The following is a 16,246-nucleotide window of genomic DNA, read 5'->3' on the forward strand; positions in this document are numbered from 1 at the left end:
CCCTAGGATTAGCGATGACTCGCCTCAATGAACTCCGTCTCATCTCAAGGGTCGCCCAGATGTACCACTTGGAGGGACGGCGACAGGCGGAGATCGCACAGCACCTTCGCCTGTCGCAGGCGACGGTGTCGCGCATGCTCAAGCGTGCCGAGGCCGAAGATATTGTGCGAACCAGCGTGACCCCTCCCGTTGGCACCTACAGCGAGCTTGAGAGCGCGCTTCGCGAGAAATATGATTTGCCGGAGGCGATCGTCGTTGAGTGTACGGAAGATCGGGACGGAGCCATCATGGCCCGTATCGGCGAGGCAGCGGCTCATCTCTTGGAGGTGACGCTTGCGCCAGGGGAAATCATCGGCGTTTCGAGTTGGAGCCAGACCATCTCCAAGATGGTCGAGAACATTCATCCCCTGAAGAGCGCTCAGGCGAAATACGTCGTCCAAACCCTTGGAGGCATGGGCGATCCTTCAGTGCAGACGCATGCGACGCAGCTCACCACGCGGCTTGCTCGGCTGACCGGTGCTGAGCCAAAACTGCTCGCTGTGCAGGGCGTTACGACGTCCAGAGAGGCAAAATTTCTTATGCAGGCCGATCCATACGTTCGGGAGACGATGGACTTGTTCGGCAGCATAACGCTTGCGATCGTCGGAATCGGAGCAGTCGAACCGTCCGAACTTCTCGCACGGTCCGGCAACATCTTTTCGTCTCGCGAACTGTCTGATCTCGCGGAAGCAGGAGCCGTCGGCGATATCTCGCTTCGCTTCTTCGATAAAAACGGCAAGCCGGTCAAGACACCTCTGGACGACCGGGTCATAGGGCTTCCACTCGAGGATCTCGAACGGGTGGACCGGGTCATTGCTCTTGCCGGCGGGTCCAAAAAGACTGACGCTATCGCAGGGGCGCTCCGCGTGGGGGTCATCGACATGCTTGTTACGGACAAGTTTACCGCGCAGCGATTGATCAACTGATGAGGCAGACTGATTTCGCCAATCTCAATGCGCCGTCCCATCCACAATCACATGGTCGTGGTCCAGCGAGCATTTCTCCACCCGGGCTTCGACCCTGTAGATCTCCCGCAGCATCTCGGCGGTGACGACGTCGCGGGGGGTGCCGCAGGCGTGCATGCGGCCGTTGGCGATGACGAGGACCTTGTCGGCGAAGCGCAGCGCCTGGTTGAGGTCGTGGATGGCGATCAGCACGATCATGCCTTTGGTGCGGGCCTGGCAGCGCATGAAGTCGAGAACTTCGACCTGGCGGTGAAGATCGAGCGCGCTGGTTGGTTCGTCCATCAGCATGATCTCCGGCTCGCGCACCAGGGCCTGGGCGATCGAGACGAGCTGGCGCTGGCCGCCGGAGAGCGCGCCGAGATCACGAAAGGCGATGGCGGTGATATCGAGCGCCTTCATGACCTCGTCGATGAAGCGCAGGTCGCTGTCGCTGACGGCCCAGGACTGGCCCTGCTTGCGGGCAAGCAGGATGGATTCGTAGACCGTCAGCACCGCGTTGGCCGAGGTATCCTGCGGCATGTAGCTGATGGCGTTTTTTGTCTTCGAGCCTTCGACGATGACGTTGCCCGGCCCCTTGAGCAGGCCGGTGATGCGCTTGAAGAGGGTCGACTTGCCGGCGGCGTTCGGGCCGATCACCGCCACGACCTCGCCCGATGTCATCACCGGCGTCGTCACGTCTTCGACGAAGAGATTGCGGCCGTGATAGGCGCCGACCGATTGCAACTGAAGCGCTACCACGACCGGCTCCTGTTCGAGAGGATGAGCGAGAAGAAGAAGGGCACCCCGACCAGCGCGGTGATGATGCCGATCGGGAAGACGACACCCGGGATGATCGACTTCGAGACGATCGAGGTCAGCGACAGCAGCAGCGCGCCCGACAGGATCGAGCCCGGCAGGAAGAAGCGCTGATCCTCGCCGAGGATCATGCGGGCGATATGCGGCCCGACGAGGCCGACGAAACCGATCGTGCCGACGAAGCTGACGGGGACTGCGGCAAGCAGCGAGACCACGAGCATGGTCTCCAGCCGGATGCGGCGAACATTGACGCCGAAGCTCGCGGCCTTGTCTTCGCCGAGGCGGATGGCGGTCAGAGCCCAGGCGTTACGTGCAAAGAGGGGCAGGGCGATCAGGAGAACGGTAAGCGTTACCCAGATCTTCGGCCAGGTGGCCTTGGTGAGGCTGCCCATCGTCCAGAAGACGACGGCCGACAGCGCCTGTTCTGAGGCGAGATATTGCAGGAAGGCGAGCAACGCATTGAAGGTGAAGACCAGCGCGATGCCGAGCAGCACCACCGTCTGTACCGAGACGCCGCGGGCCTGCGAGACGAAATGGATGAAGAGCGTGGCGATCAGCGCCATGATGAAGGCATTGACCGGCACGAGCAGGCCGGCTGCTACAGGCAGAAGCGGAACGCTGGTGACGATCGCCAGTGCGGCGCCGAAGCTTGCTGCCGCCGAAATGCCGAGCGTGAAGGGGCTGGCGAGCGGATTGGCGAGGATCGTCTGCATCTGCGCGCCGGCGACGGAGAGCGATGCGCCGACGACGATCGCCATCACGGCAACCGGCATGCGGATGCCCCAGACGACGGCCCGCACCTGATCGGACACGGAGGAGGGGTCGAGAAGGGCGGCGACGACTTCACCGAGACTATAGCGGGCCGGGCCCCAGGCGAGATCGACCGCAAAGGACAGGCAGAGCGCTGCCGTCATGGCGGCAAGGATCAGCAGCTTGCGCCGGGTGAGGGCGCGGTAGCGCTCCCTCCCGGTTTCGGCATCAATCGATATGACGGCGATCTCGGCCATTTCGGATTACTGCCCCGCCTTGGCGTCGACCCAGTAACCCGGCTGGTAGGCGACGGGCAGGAATTTTTCGTGGAATTCCTTGAAGGTGGCATCGGGATCGAGATCGGCAAAGAGGTTCGGATGGAACCACTTGGCCAGCTGCTGGACGGCAACGAACTGGTAGGGGCTGGTATAGAACTGGTGCCAGATCGCGTGGACATTGCCGCCGGCAACCGCCCTGGAGCCGGTGAAGGCAGGGTTTTCCATCAGCGTGTTCAGAGCCTTGCGGCTGTCGTCGAAGGTGGCGGCCGCATTCGGGCCGACATTCACAAAGTCCTTGGCATTCTTGGTCTGGCTCCAGTTGGAGCCGGTGACGACAATGACATCAGGATTGGAGGTGACGACCTGCTCGGCATTGATCGAGCCGGTATAGCCAGGCAGGAAATCGGAGCCGAGATTGTGGCCGCCGGCCCAATCGACCATCAGTCCGAAATTGTCGGGACCGAAGGTGCCGCAGCATTCGACAAGGCCTGCGGCGCGGTACATGAAGACATTCGGCTTCAGCGGATTGGCGGCCTTCAGTCTGTCGGTGACGCGGGCCATCTGCTCTTTCCAGAAGGCGGCAACCGCTTCGGCGCGGTCCTCATGACCGAAGATCTGGCCGAGGATCTTCAGGCTCGGCTCGGTGTTGGCGAGAATGTGCTCGCGGAAATCGATATAGACGATCTTCACGCCGATGCCGGCGAGCATGTCCTCGAGCTTCACTTCGTCGGCGGCCGTCTTGTTGCCGATCGGCAGCAGCAGCACGTCGGGATCCAGCTTGACGACTGTTTCGGTCTGCAGCGTGCCGTCAGTCAGGTTGCCGAGGAAGGGCAGGTCCTTGCCCTTCGGAAACTTCTCGACATAGGCGTTGAAGCCGTCCTTGTCGGTGGTCCAGAGATCGTTGCGCCAGCCGACGATCTTGGCGAAGGGATCTTCCTTCTCGATCGGTGCTACGGCGTAGAGCATGCGGCCTTCCCCAAGGATCACACGCTCGACCGGCTTGTCGAAGGTCACTTCGCGACCCGCGACATCCTTGACAGTGAAGGACTGCGCCCAGGCCGAAAGCGGCATCAGGCTCGCAATCGCCGCTGCGGAGACTGCAACCATTTTCACGAAATTCATCTGGAAATTCCCCCGAGGTCTGAATAATGTCCGCAGGCATAAGAAATGTGACTTTATGAATCAAGTTATATGTTTTAGAGCGTTTCCAAACTGATCCGATGCCGGGGTGCCTCAGATGAATTCCATGAATACGAACTACTCCATTCGCGATGAAATCCGTGACTTCTGGTCGGAGCGGGCGGCGACCTTCGACCAGAGCGTCGGTCATGAAATCTTTTCAGAAGCGGAGCGGAAAGGCTGGCAGCGGCTGATCAGAAAACATCTGGGCGAGGGGCAGGGGCGCGCGGCGCTCGATCTCGCCTGCGGCACCGCCGTCATCTCGCATCTGATGCATGATGTCGGCTTTGCGGTCACCGGGCTCGACTGGTCGGATGCGATGCTGGCGCAGGCGCGCGCCAAGGCGAAGAAGCGCGGCACCGATATCCGCTTTGTTTCCGGCGACGCCGAAAACACCATGGAGCCCAAGGACAGCTACGACGTCATCACCAATCGCCATCTCGTCTGGACGCTGGTTGACCCGGCGTCGGCCTTTAAGGAATGGTTCTCGGTGCTGAAGCCGGGCGGCAAGGTGCTGATCCTCGACGGCAATATGGACAAGGAAACCTGGGTCAAGGGCCTGCAGAAGCTCTGGACGAAGGTAACAGGCAAACCGCCGGCAAGCCACATGACGCCGGAGATGATGGCACGGCACCAGAAGATCCGCTCACGCGTGCATTTCTCCAGCCAGATGCCGGCCGAAGCAGTGGTCGATCTTCTGCGCCAAGCCGGTTTTACGGACATCGTCGTCGACCGCAAGCTTGCCGACATCCATTGGGCGCAGGCGCGCAAGATGCCGTTCCTGCGCGGGCTGGAGCGCATGGTGCAGGACCGGTTTGCGATCTGTGCGCGCAAGCCTGGGTGATGGGGATGGCGCGGACACCGCGGCATACGTCTTCTCCCCAGCGGGGAGAGTGCCGGAGCGATAGCGAGGCGATGAGGGGGTGAGCGGCAAAGCCGCGAATGCTCGGAGCGTAAGCGAAGGGCAACATGAAGGTTGTGCCGCGCGGCCCCCCTCATCCGACCCTGCGGGCCACCTTCTCCCCGCTGGGGAGAAGAGAAGAGGGAGACTGCTACACCGTATCCCGGCTCTTCGCGGAGCTCAGGGCGTTCGGCGCTGCGATCGATTCACTGGATCGATCGCTCCCTGCTTCGCGGGGACCGCGCCTCACCCACCCGTAACACTCATATGCCGCGCGACCGCTGGGCGATTATGCGTGCGGTCTATGATGAAGTCGTGGCCTTTGGGTTTGCGGGTGATGGCCTCGTCGATGGCGGCGTGGAGGAGGGCGTCGTCTTCGGTAGCGCGGAGTGCGGCGCGCAGATCAGCGGCGTCGTTCTGGCCGAGGCACATATAGAGTGTGCCGGTGCAGGTGAGGCGCACGCGGTTGCAGCTCTCGCAGAAATTATGGGTCATCGGTGTGATGAAGCCGAGGCGTCCGCCGGTTTCTTCGACCCTGACGTAACGCGCCGGGCCGCCGGTCTGGTAATCGATGTCGGCAAGGGTGAACTGGTCTTCGAGGTCGGCGCGCAGTTTCGAAAGCGGCAGGTACTGGTCGGTGCGGTCTTCTTCGATCTCGCCCATCGGCATGGTTTCGATGACGGTGAGATCCATGCCGCGGCCATGGGCGAAGCGCAGCAGCTCCGGCATCTCGGCATCGTTGAAATCCTTCAGCGCCACGGCGTTGAGCTTGATCTTCAGCCCGGCTTTCTGCGCGACGTCGATGCCTTCCATGACCTTGGCGAAATCGCCCCAGCGGGTGATCTTGCGGAACTTGTCGGGGTCGAGCGTATCCAGCGAGACGTTGATGCGGCGCACGCCGCAATCATAGAGCTCCTCGGCATGGCGGGAAAGCTGCGAGCCGTTGGTGGTCAGCGTCAATTCGTCGAGGCCGGAGCCGATCTTCTGGCCGAGTTGGCGAACCAGATACATGATGTTCTTGCGCACCAAGGGCTCGCCGCCGGTCAGCCTGATCTTGCTGACACCCTTGGAGATGAAGGCGGAACAGAGCCGGTCGAGCTCTTCCAGCGTCAAGAGATCCTTCTTTGGCAGGAAGGTCATATTCTCTGCCATGCAATAGGTGCAGCGGAAATCGCAGCGGTCGGTGACGGAGACGCGGAGATAGGTGACCGCCCGCCCGAAGGGGTCGATCATCGGATGTGCATCCGCCACCAGCGGCGATGCATTGCCTGTCGTTCCAACTCTGGTGTTCACCTGTATCTCCGTACCTCTCATCAATGTGGGCATATGCTATTGTCGCGTCAAGGGAAACAGCCCGCGCGAGCATGCCAATTTCAGCTTGCGCTGAAAAAGATCAGCGCCTACTTCTCGCATGAGAAGAGGACAAAATGATGAGCGATATCTGGCCGAGCGAACTTCGCGTCTCGAAAGACAGGCAGCGGCTGGCGGTGACCTTCAATGACGGCCAGAGCTTCGACCTGTCGGCCGAGCTCTTGCGCGTGCTGTCGCCCTCGGCCGAGGTGCAGGGCCATGGGCCGGGGCAGAAGGTGACGGTGCCGGGCAAACGCAATGTTGCGATCATCTCGATGATGCCGACCGGCAATTACGCGGTCCGGATCGGCTTCGACGACATGCACGATACCGGCATCTACACCTGGACCTATCTGCGCGAGCTCGGCGAACGGGGCGCTGAGCTGTTTTCCGCCTACGAGGCCGAGCTCAGCGAAAAGGGCATGAACCGCGACACGGCGGAGAAGCCGCGCTGACGCTCACGAGAGCGCCGCTATCAGTTTCAATTGACGCATAATTCCAGCCATCGGGGGGCCATATGGCGAAAACGAACGGAAAGAACTGGCTGCGCGCCAAGGGCAGCGCCAGCGGCAACAAGGTGACCTTCCTCGAACTGTTCTTCGACCTGGTCTTCGTCTTTTCGATCTCGCAGCTCTCGCATGCGCTCGCCGCCCACTACACGCCGCTCGGTGCCGCCGAAGCGGCGCTGATGACCTTCGCCGTCTGGTGGGTGTGGATCTTCACCGCCTGGGTGACGAACTGGCTCGATCCGGACAAGATGCCGGTGCGCGGCATGCTGGTGGCGCTGATGATGCTCGGGCTGCTGCTGTCTGCCTCCATTCCCGAGGCCTTCGGCGACAAGGGGTTGCTGTTTGCCGGCGCCTATGTGGCGATGCAGGTCGGGCGCTCGTTGTTTACGACCTATGCGATGACGCGCGTCGACCGCGCCAACACGTTGAATTTCGTCCGCATCACCGCCTGGCTGGTGGTTGCTGGCGTCTTCTGGATCGCCGGCGGGCTGCTCGAGCACGAGGCCCGGCTGATCGCCTGGGTGATTGCGCTTGCGATCGAATATGCCGGGCCGGCCGCGGGCTTTGCCGTGCCGGGGTTCGGCCGCTCGACGGCGCGGGACTGGGACGTTTCCGGCGCGCACATGGCCGAACGCTGCGCGCTCTTCGTCATCATCTGCCTCGGCGAAGCGATCCTCGTTTCCGGCCGCACCTTTTCGGAGCTGCCGTTCTCGGGACTGACCAGCGTCGTCTTCGTTACCGGTTTCGTCGGCACGGTCGCCATGTGGTGGCTGTATTTCCGCTTCGGACACGGGCGCGCCGCCCACCGCATCGAGCATGAAGAGACGCCGGGAAGCTTGGCGCGGCAGGCCTTCACCTATGGGCATATCCCAATTCTTGCCGGCATCATCGTCCATGCGGTCGCGGTCGAGTTCATGTTCTCGCATCCGCATGAGACCGGCAATCTTGGTATCGCCGCGGCCGTGCTCGGCGGCTCCGGCCTATTTTTGATCGGCAATCTCTGGTTCAAGGGCGCGACCAGCGGGCGGATGCCGCTCTCGCATCTCGCCGGCCTGGTGTTTTTGATCTTGCTTGCCTTTGTCGCGCCCTTCATCGAGGTCTATCTGATGGGCATTCTGGCGACGCTGGTGCTGATCGTCGTCGCCGCCTGGGAATATCGCTCGCTGACGGGCACGGAGGCCGCGCCGACGCTGCATTGAACATCAGTCCTCGTCGCGCAGATCTTTCAGCAGCACAGTGATGATCCGCTCCATCGAATCGGCGGTCGCCATGCATTGCTCTATCGGCTCGTCCGACAGCACGTGGTCGATGAGGCCGGTCTGGATGGCCATGGCTTCCTCACTCAGCTTTCGACCCTCTGGCGTCAAATAGAGGCGCAGCACGCGCTTGTCGCGCTCGTCATCGCGGCGAAGGATCAGACCGCGCTTTTCCATCTGCGGCAGCAGCATGCTCATGTTGGAACGGCCGACCAGCAGCTTGCGCGCCAGCTCCTGCTGCGAGATGCCTTCGAAACGATAGAGATTGACCAGGATATCGAGGTGCGGCGGTTTGATGTCGAGATCGACAAGTGAGCGGGCAAGGGATTGTTGCATCAGCTGGCAGGCGCGAGCCACCGCGATCCAGCTGCGAAAACGCGGATGATCCCAGGGAAGGGATTGATTTTTGTTCATCGTTGTACTTTATTGTTCAGTGTTGAACAGTCTTTTGGAATCCCACTATGGCAAACTTTGCGCTTGACGTCACCCGCCTCGGGTTTTCGATTCTGCAGGCGGTTTCTCCTGATCTGGCAGGCAGAGCAGCGTTCCAGCTGTTCTGCCGGACGCCATCGACAAAGCCGAAGGGAGCAAAGGCGAAGGCGGCGCATGCAGCGGGCGCGGCCCGGCTTGCCGGTGCCGAACGCTTCACCCTCCGGCTTGCCGGCGGGCGCCAAGCGCATGCCTATCGGCTGAACGGCGGGGCGAGGGGCAAACGCAAGCGCTATCTGGTGACGCATGGCTGGGGATCGAGCGCGGCATATATGGCCGAACTCGTCTCGATGCTTGCGGCGACGGGCGCGGAGGTCGTGGCACTCGATTTTCCCGGCCACGGCCGTTCGGGCGGGCGCTACCTGCATATGGGGCTTGCCGTCGAGACGATCGCGGCGGCCGAGGCGCGCTTCGGGGCATTCGATGCGGCGATCGGCCATTCCTTCGGTGGGGCGGCGCTGATGGTTTCGGCGGCGGGCCTACTGCCCGGCGCGGCCCCTGTCGGCGGCGATCGCCTGGTGCTGATCGGCGCGCCGAGCGAGATGGGCTGGCTGTTTACCGATTTCGGCCGGATGATCGGCCTTCGCCCTGCGGCGCAAGCGGCACTGGAGAATGAGGTCCATCGCGTCACCGGACGGAGACTTGAGGATTTCGACGCCGGCGCGGCGGCGGGCGTCATCGGCCGGCCGGTGCTCGTCATCCATGCCGAAGATGACAAGGAGGTGTCGTCACTCCATGCCAGGCGCTATGGCGCGGCGGGAAAGGGCGTTCGACTTCTCTGGGCGAACGGCTTCGGCCACCGGCGCATCATCGGCGCCGCACCGGTTCTTGACGCGATCGCGGCGTTTCTCGACGGCGATCGGGGCGTGAGTGAAGCTCCTGATGAAAGCATCAAAAAAGATGCGGAGATCATTCCGTTTTTTGAGCTTCCGGCAAGGCGCGCGGCATTGTAGCGTCCGTCGCGAAGATCAAGCCGCGGCGGGACCTCATGAAAATCATCAGCAGCATCGAAGAGCTCAATACGATCTATGGCGCCGGGCTTTCGCCGGCCTCCGTCACCAAGGTGACGAAGCAATTGACCCCGCTCTATCGTGAGATGATCGAGATCTCACCGTTTGCGGCGCTTGCGACCGTCGGGCCGGAGGGTCTCGACTGTTCACCGCGCGGCGATCTCGGCGGCGTGGTGCGCGTCGTCGACGACGAGACGCTGCATCTGCCGGATTGGCGCGGCAACAACCGGGTCGATTCGCTCTCCAACATCGTGCGCGATCCGCGTCTGGCGCTGATGTTCCTGATCCCCGGCTCGAACACGACGATGCGCATCAACGGCCGAGGCGTCGTCTCCAACGATGAGGCGCTGCTTTCGAGCTTCGAGATGGACGGCAAACATCCGCGCACCGTCGTCGTCATTTCGATCGACGAGGTCTATTTCCAATGCGCGCGCGCCGTGATGCGAGCCGAGCTCTGGAATGGAGAACACTTCGCCGATCCGGCGAAGCTGCCGACGCCCGGGCAGATGCTGAAGGCCGCGACCGGAGATTTCGACCAGGAAACCTACGACCGGGAATGGCCGGGGCGGGCGGCGAAAACGATGTGGTAAAAGCATCCTGCCCGTGGCCGCCGACTTTTTACTCGCCGTCGCGAGCAGCGAACTCGCCCGTTCCCTCAGGCTCCTGACGGAATACGGCGCTGCCACATACCACTTCTCCCCAGCGGGGAGAAGTGCCGGAGCGATAGCGAGGCGATGAGGGGGTGAGCGACGACAGGAGCGAATGCGCTGAGCGTAAGCGAAGGGCAATCATGAAGGATGTGCCGTGCGGCCTCCTCATCCGCCCTACGGGCACCTTCTCCCCGCTGGGGAGAAGAGGGAGCAAGCGGCGCGGACCGGATAGCAGCTTGTCGCCGTCACCTGGCAGTGACAGCGTGGGGGCCGTCACGTCTTGTAGATCAGCCAGCTCTTGGTGAAATCCTTCTGCATTCCGTCCTGATAGAGGATGGTGCAGTTGCGGCCGGCATTCTTGGCGCCGTAAAGGGCGATGTCGGTCTTGCTATAGAGTTCGCCGGCATCCCCGGCGCTGGAGGCCATGCAGATGCCGATCGAGACGGTAACCGGACCGTAATTCACTCGCGTACGGGAGTTCTTGAAGGGCGTCGTCTCCAGCGTGCGACGAATGCGCTCGGCGATCGCGGTCACTTCCTCGGGTGTGTTGCCATCGATGATGAGGGCGAACTCCTCACCGCCGGTGCGGGCAACGAAGATGTCACGGCGGACATTGCTGCGGATGACGGAGGCGACGGTGGCGAGCACCTTGTCGCCGACCGGATGGCCGTAGGTGTCGTTGATCTTCTTGAAATTGTCGATGTCGCAGAGCAGCAGCGCCGTCACCGGCCGCATGCTCGAATTGTCGAAAATGGCGGCGAGGCGGTCGTCGAAGGCGCGGCGGTTGGAAAGGCGCGTCAGCGAGTCGGTGTTGGCGATGCGCTTGTATTCGTCGAGTTCCTTGCGGACCTGATCCATCTCCTGCGAGCGCTGGACGACGTCCTCGACGGTGCGTTCGCCATGCGCCATGGTGTCGCCGGTCGCCTGGCTCAGGAGATCGATGGCGTTTTCGATCAGTTCGACGCTGGCATTGCTCTTGGAGGTGATGCGCTTGTGGGTCTCGCCGAGCAGCCTGGTATAACTTTCGAGCGAGCTCTGCTCCTGCCTGAGAATGCGCAGCAGGCCATCGAGTTCGCCGGCAATGCGCGTATGGGCATCGTCGAAGACGCGGGCCGGGCTGTGGGTGAAATGCTGCGCGCCGAGCGCATCGAGTTCGGCCTGGGTCACCTGGCCGCCGAGGGCCGCGAGCTCGCGGGTCAGGGCCGGATTGGAGCCGATATAGGCCTCGTAGAAGAGCTGGTAATTGCGCGGTATCGGCGCGACGCCCATGGAGCGCATGGCATAGGTGATCTGACCCGCAACGTCGGGAACCGGCACCTTGGGCGCGACAGCCGTATTCATCCGGCGAACTCCTCATATATTCAAAGGCAATATTCTATTTGTTAGCTTAAATTTCTTGGGAAAAGATTAAAGCGATATATACCAAAGATTACATACGACAAATGCCCCATGGGGTAATACTTCGATCAGGCCTATGATTCTCCATGGAAAAACGTATCTTTAGTGAGACAGTGCATACTCGCTGAGCGGGTACAGTGTCTGAAAAACTTACAGTTCTTCTCTGCCGGAGACCGTATTCATCTTGTCGACAGCTGGTTTTGGCCGTTTCGTATTGCAGGCCCGGTATTTCGGCGTGATATTTCTTGGTGGCAAACCCGATCGTAGCCTGCAAGCCAGGGCGTGAGATCGTGGAAACCTCCCGTCATATTTCTTTCGCTATCCTCGCCTTCACCGTCCTCGCCGCCGGCACCTTGCTGCTGGAGCACACCGGCTTCTTCGCCGGCGCTTTCCGCACGGAGATCCTGGCAAGGGTCGATGCCGGGGATGTGGTGGGTGTGGGCGACGCGGTGACGGCGCGGGATGTCAGCGCGTCGGATAAGGCGTCGGCACGGTAGAGCAGGCGGCAACGCAACCTGGCCCATCACCCCAAATTCAGTTCCTGGAAGAAATCATTCCCCTTGTCGTCGATGACGATGAAGGCGGGGAAGTCTTCGACTTCGATCTTCCAGACCGCTTCCATGCCGAGTTCGGGATATTCGAATACTTCAACCTTGCGGATACAGTCCTGGGCAAGACGGGCGGCGGGACCGCCGATCGAGCCAAGATAGAAGCCGCCGTGCTTCTTGCAGGCCTCGCGCACGGCGCGCGAGCGGTTGCCCTTGGCGAGCATCACCATCGAGCCGCCGAAGGACTGGAACTGGTCGACGTAACTATCCATGCGCCCGGCCGTCGTCGGGCCGAAGGAGCCGGAGGCGTAACCGACCGGCGTCTTGGCGGGGCCGGCGTAATAGACCGGGTGGTTTTTCAGGTAGTCGGGCATGCCTTCGCCCTTTTCCAGCCGTTCGCGGATCTTGGCATGGGCGAGGTCGCGGGCGACGATGATGGTACCGGTCAATGACAGGCGGGTCTTGACGGGATGCCTGGAGAGTTCGGCGAGCACCTCGGCCATCGGCCGGTTGAGATCAATGCGCACCGTCGATTCCGACAGTTTCGCCTCGTCGATCTCGGGCATGTATTTCGACGGATCGGTTTCGAGCTGCTCGACGAAGATGCCGTCGCGGGTGATGCGGCCCTTGGCCTGACGGTCGGCGGAACAGGAGACGCCGAGGCCGATCGGCAGCGAAGCACCATGGCGGGGCAGGCGGATGACACGCACGTCATGACAGAAATACTTGCCGCCGAACTGGGCGCCGACGCCCATCTGCTGGGTCAGCTTATGGATTTCCTTCTCCATCTCGATGTCGCGAAAAGCGTGGCCGCTCTCGGAACCTTCGGTCGGCAGCTCGTCGAGATAGCGGGTGGAGGCGAGCTTCACGGTTTTGAGGTTCATCTCGGCCGAGGTGCCGCCGATGACGATCGCCAGATGGTAGGGAGGACAGGCTGCCGTCCCTAACGTCAGGATCTTCTCCTTGAGGAAGTCGATCATCCTGTCATGGGTCAGGAGCGAGGGGGTGCCCTGGTAGAGGAAGGTCTTGTTGGCCGAGCCGCCGCCCTTGGCGACGAAGAGGAATTCATAGGCGTCGGTGCCTTCCTCGTAGATGTCGATCTGGGCCGGCAGGTTGTTCTTGGTGTTCCTTTCCTCGAACATCTTGATGGGGGCGAGCTGCGAGTAACGCAGGTTCTTCTTCTCATAGGCATCCATGACGCCGCGCGCCAGCGCCGCCGTATCTTCACCTTCGGTCCAGACCCTGCGGCCCTTCTTGCCCATGATGATCGCGGTGCCGGTATCCTGGCACATGGGCAGCACGCCGCCGGCGGCGATGTTGGCGTTCTTCAGCAGGTCATAGGCGACGAAGCGGTCATTGTCGGTCGCCTCCGGATCGTCGAGGATCGAGGCGAGCTGCTTCAGATGGCCGGGGCGCAGCAGATGGTTGATGTCGGCAAAGGCGGTTTCGGCAAGCAGACGAATGCCTTCGGGCTCGACGGTCAGGATTTCCTGGCCCTTGAACGTGTCGACCGAGACATGGTCGCCGCTGAGCTTGCGATAGGGGGTGGTATCCTTGCCGAGGGGGAAGAGATCGTCAGCCATCGAAGTGACCTTTCTGGTAGGGCGTCGCTAGATTGGAACCGGTCTAAATCCGCCGCGGGGCAAAAGCAATCAGGACCACGCGCGGCGGATGAGGCGAACCGTCGAAATCGGTCCGACAAAAAGACGACTTCAAGTTGCCTTCTGTTCGAGGCCAGTACATATTCCCGGCAGCGTTAACCTGCCGGGGCTTCCAATGACAAATGCAAAGCCAACTGCTGTCGACGACCTTCTCGTTTTTTTCGAAGACAATTGGATCCGTGGGAATCTGCTGCGCCTCTCCAGCGATCCAGAGGGAGCGGACATGTATGTTCGCTTCGTCAATGGCGTGCGTGTCGACGCCAAACATGGGCCTGACCACGAAACGATCATAAGGGGCGAATACGGAACCTTCAAACTGAAACCTGACGGTCACTTCGAGTACGAGCTGGACTACACGCTCGACGTCGTGAAAAATTTAACGAAATACGATCAGCTCATCGAGAAGCTGAGCTTCAAGATGTCCGATGGCTCAGGAGGCACGGACCTCGGCGTGCTGACCCTTGCGATCGACGGCGTCAACGAAGGCGAAAAATACCACGAAATCCTGGATTTCGACGATCTGGGCGTCTTATCGAGGGCCGATAATTTCTCTCTGCCTGACTATCGCAACTTTGCGCTCTCGGTGAATGGCAGCCACGAGGTGACGCTTCTGAACGGCATCGTCTACGACACGATCCCGGGCGTCAACGCCATCACCGAGGACGGTTTCAGCGATACCGTTCTATCGCCGGGTTCTGCGCCCGTAAGCTTGAAAATGCTCGATGGCGGGGAATTCACCTTTCAGAGCGTTTCGATTGCCGAATTGTCGGCAGCGCCCTTTCACCTGACGCTCACCGCGCTGAACGACGGCCAGATCGTCTATCAGCAGGAACTCGAGGTCACCGGCCCCACTCTCGAGGTCAATCTCGAAGACATCGAAGAAATCCGTTTCGACTTCATGGGCAATTCTGTCGTGATGGACAATTTTTCGCTGTTTGCCTTGCTATAGGCCGGGGGGAGTCGAGGCGTTGCGGCATATCCCCTTCTCCCTGCGAGCGGGGAGAAGGTGGCGGCAGCCGGATGAGGGGCTGTGGCCTATGCGACCTTCCTACTTCGGTCCGATCATCGTCTCCGGACGCACAATCGCATCATATTCTTCCGACGTCACCAGACCGCTGGCAAGCGCCTCTTCCTTCAGCGTCGTGCCGTTCTTGTGGGCAGTTTTGGCGATTTTGGCGGCCGCGTCGTAGCCGATCTTCGGGGCGAGGGCGGTTACCAGCATCAGCGAGCGTTCGAGGCCGGCCTTGATATTGTCCTCGCGCGCCTCGATGCCGACGACGCAATTGTCGGTGAAGGAGACGGCGGCGTCGGCGAGGAGCTGGACCGACTGCAGGAAATTATAGGCCATCATCGGATTGTAGACGTTGAGTTCGAAATGGCCCTGGCTGTCGGCGAAGGTCAGAGCCGCGTTGTTGCCGAAGGTATGGATGCAGACCTGCGTCAGCGCCTCGCATTGGGTCGGATTGACCTTGCCGGGCATGATCGAGGAGCCGGGCTCGTTTTCCGGCAGTGCAAGCTCGCCCAAGCCGGCGCGCGGGCCGGAACCGAGCAGGCGGATATCGTTGGCAATCTTGAAGAGGGCGGCGGCTGCCGCATTGATGGCGCCGTGGGAAAAGACCATGCTGTCATGCGAGGCGAGCGCCTCGAACTTGTTCGGCGCAGTGACGAAAGGCATGCCTGTGATGGCGGCGATCTCTTCGGCGACCTTTTCGGCAAAACCCACCGGCGCATTGAGGCCGGTGCCGACGGCAGTACCGCCCTGGGCGAGTTCGCAGAGACCAGGCAGGGTCATCTCGATGCGCTTGATGGCGGAGCCGACCTGGGCGGCATAACCCGAAAATTCCTGGCCGAGCGTCAGCGGCGTCGCATCCTGGGTGTGGGTGCGGCCGATCTTGATGATGTGGCTGAATTCGGTGACCTTCATGTCGAGAGCGGCATGCAGGTGCTTCAGGGCCGGCAGCAGGTGATGGGCGATCTGCTCGGCGCAGGCGATGTGCATGGCCGTCGGATAGGTGTCGTTCGACGACTGGCTCATGTTGACGTGATCGTTCGGATGCACCGGCTTCTTGGAACCCATGACGCCGCCGAGCATTTCTATCGCACGATTGGAGATCACTTCATTGGCGTTCATGTTCGACTGTGTGCCAGAACCGGTCTGCCAGACCACAAGCGGAAAATGGTCGTTCAGCTTGCCGTCGATCACTTCCTGCGCAGCTTCGACGATCGCCTTGCCGAGGGCCGGGTCGAGCTGGTCGAGCGCCATGTTGGCGCGGGCGGCGGCCTGCTTGACGATGCCGAGCGCACGCACGATCGACAGCGGCTGCTTTTCCCAGCCGATCTTGAAATTGCCGAGCGAACGCTCGGCCTGGGCGCCCCAATATCGGTCGGCAGCGACGTCGATCGGGCCAAAAGTATCGGTTTCGGTGCGGGTTGCGGTCATCAGCCTTGCCTTCCCTTTACATGCTGTT

Annotated in this window: 16 protein-coding genes; 8 read left to right on the forward strand and 8 right to left on the reverse strand. The window is 61.5% G+C overall.

The annotated features are described in order from the left end of the window. Positions 1 to 14 precede the first annotated feature (14 nt). Positions 15 to 965 (forward strand): sugar-binding transcriptional regulator, encoded by a 951-nt coding sequence (locus B5P46_RS21175; protein ID WP_028741194.1) that lies wholly within the window; start codon positions 15 to 17, stop codon positions 963 to 965. Between the two features lie 24 nt (positions 966 to 989). Here B5P46_RS21175 and B5P46_RS21180 read toward each other — a convergent pair whose 3' ends face one another. Genes B5P46_RS21180 through B5P46_RS21190 form a run of 3 tightly spaced genes read right to left on the reverse strand, consistent with a single transcriptional unit; the run spans position 990 to position 3,949 of the window. Beyond that, on the reverse strand, positions 990 to 1,742 hold the full coding sequence (locus tag B5P46_RS21180; protein ID WP_129420421.1) for an ABC transporter ATP-binding protein: 753 nt from the start codon (positions 1,740 to 1,742) through the stop codon (positions 990 to 992). Then, positions 1,736 to 2,806 carry a FecCD family ABC transporter permease gene (locus B5P46_RS21185; RefSeq protein ID WP_129420422.1) on the reverse strand — a complete coding sequence of 357 codons (1,071 nt, stop codon included), beginning with the start codon at positions 2,804 to 2,806 and terminating at the stop codon, positions 1,736 to 1,738. Before B5P46_RS21185 ends, B5P46_RS21180 begins: the two co-directional genes overlap by 7 nt. Before the next feature lie 6 nt (positions 2,807 to 2,812). Continuing rightward, positions 2,813 to 3,949, reverse strand: a complete 1,137-nt coding sequence (locus B5P46_RS21190; protein ID WP_129420423.1) for an ABC transporter substrate-binding protein — start codon at positions 3,947 to 3,949, stop codon at positions 2,813 to 2,815. Between the two features lie 115 nt (positions 3,950 to 4,064). Here B5P46_RS21190 and B5P46_RS21195 point away from each other — a divergent pair, with 115 nt between their 5' ends. Further along, entirely contained in the window at positions 4,065 to 4,850 is a 786-nt protein-coding gene (locus tag B5P46_RS21195; protein WP_129420424.1) for a class I SAM-dependent methyltransferase, read from the forward strand. A 303-nt stretch (positions 4,851 to 5,153) separates the two neighbouring features. Here the strand turns inward: B5P46_RS21195 and moaA are convergent, their stop codons facing one another. Then, positions 5,154 to 6,200, reverse strand: coding sequence for a GTP 3',8-cyclase MoaA (gene moaA, locus B5P46_RS21200; RefSeq protein WP_129420425.1), 1,047 nt, complete (start codon positions 6,198 to 6,200; stop codon positions 5,154 to 5,156). Between the two features lie 137 nt (positions 6,201 to 6,337). Here moaA and B5P46_RS21205 point away from each other — a divergent pair, with 137 nt between their 5' ends. Together B5P46_RS21205 and B5P46_RS21210 are read left to right on the forward strand one after the other, a co-directional pair. Then, complete coding sequence (locus B5P46_RS21205) at positions 6,338 to 6,712, forward strand: gamma-butyrobetaine hydroxylase-like domain-containing protein (protein ID WP_129420551.1); 375 nt, start codon at positions 6,338 to 6,340, stop codon at positions 6,710 to 6,712. A gap of 62 nt (positions 6,713 to 6,774) precedes the next feature. Then, positions 6,775 to 7,965 carry a low temperature requirement protein A gene (locus B5P46_RS21210; protein WP_129420426.1) on the forward strand — a complete coding sequence of 397 codons (1,191 nt, stop codon included), beginning with the start codon at positions 6,775 to 6,777 and terminating at the stop codon, positions 7,963 to 7,965. Positions 7,966 to 7,968: 3 nt separating this feature from the next. Here the strand turns inward: B5P46_RS21210 and B5P46_RS21215 are convergent, their stop codons facing one another. Further along, the gene (locus B5P46_RS21215) at positions 7,969 to 8,436 is read right to left on the reverse strand and encodes a MarR family winged helix-turn-helix transcriptional regulator (RefSeq protein ID WP_129420427.1); all 468 of its coding nucleotides are present in this window, start codon (positions 8,434 to 8,436) and stop codon (positions 7,969 to 7,971) included. 47 nt (positions 8,437 to 8,483) lie between these two features. On the opposite strand from B5P46_RS21215, the gene B5P46_RS21220 reads away from it, so the two are divergent. Both B5P46_RS21220 and B5P46_RS21225 read left to right on the forward strand, forming a co-directional pair. After that, entirely contained in the window at positions 8,484 to 9,464 is a 981-nt protein-coding gene (locus B5P46_RS21220; RefSeq protein WP_129420428.1) for an alpha/beta hydrolase, read from the forward strand. Positions 9,465 to 9,499: 35 nt separating this feature from the next. Then, the gene (locus tag B5P46_RS21225; RefSeq protein ID WP_129420429.1) at positions 9,500 to 10,111 is read left to right on the forward strand and encodes a pyridoxamine 5'-phosphate oxidase family protein; all 612 of its coding nucleotides are present in this window, start codon (positions 9,500 to 9,502) and stop codon (positions 10,109 to 10,111) included. Positions 10,112 to 10,444: 333 nt separating this feature from the next. Here the strand turns inward: B5P46_RS21225 and B5P46_RS21230 are convergent, their stop codons facing one another. Continuing rightward, entirely contained in the window at positions 10,445 to 11,512 is a 1,068-nt protein-coding gene (locus B5P46_RS21230; RefSeq protein WP_018242281.1) for a GGDEF domain-containing protein, read from the reverse strand. A 347-nt stretch (positions 11,513 to 11,859) separates the two neighbouring features. On the opposite strand from B5P46_RS21230, the gene B5P46_RS21235 reads away from it, so the two are divergent. Next, complete coding sequence (locus tag B5P46_RS21235; protein ID WP_129420430.1) at positions 11,860 to 12,066, forward strand: hypothetical protein; 207 nt, start codon at positions 11,860 to 11,862, stop codon at positions 12,064 to 12,066. Positions 12,067 to 12,092: 26 nt separating this feature from the next. On the opposite strand, the gene B5P46_RS21240 is transcribed toward B5P46_RS21235, so the two are convergent. Beyond that, positions 12,093 to 13,700: a fumarate hydratase gene (locus B5P46_RS21240; RefSeq protein ID WP_129420431.1), complete on the reverse strand. Its 1,608-nt coding sequence runs from the start codon at positions 13,698 to 13,700 to the stop codon at positions 12,093 to 12,095. A 193-nt stretch (positions 13,701 to 13,893) separates the two neighbouring features. Between B5P46_RS21240 and B5P46_RS21245 the strand changes: the two genes are divergently transcribed. Then, on the forward strand, positions 13,894 to 14,727 hold the full coding sequence (locus B5P46_RS21245) for a VCBS domain-containing protein (RefSeq protein WP_129420432.1): 834 nt from the start codon (positions 13,894 to 13,896) through the stop codon (positions 14,725 to 14,727). Positions 14,728 to 14,826: 99 nt separating this feature from the next. Here B5P46_RS21245 and fumC read toward each other — a convergent pair whose 3' ends face one another. Then, positions 14,827 to 16,218 (reverse strand): class II fumarate hydratase, encoded by a 1,392-nt coding sequence (gene fumC, locus B5P46_RS21250; protein WP_129420433.1) that lies wholly within the window; start codon positions 16,216 to 16,218, stop codon positions 14,827 to 14,829. Positions 16,219 to 16,246: the final 28 nt, after the last annotated feature.

Origin of the sequence: Rhizobium leguminosarum (genome assembly GCF_004123835.1) — a bacterium.
Classification (GTDB): domain Bacteria; phylum Pseudomonadota; class Alphaproteobacteria; order Rhizobiales; family Rhizobiaceae; genus Rhizobium; species Rhizobium leguminosarum_M.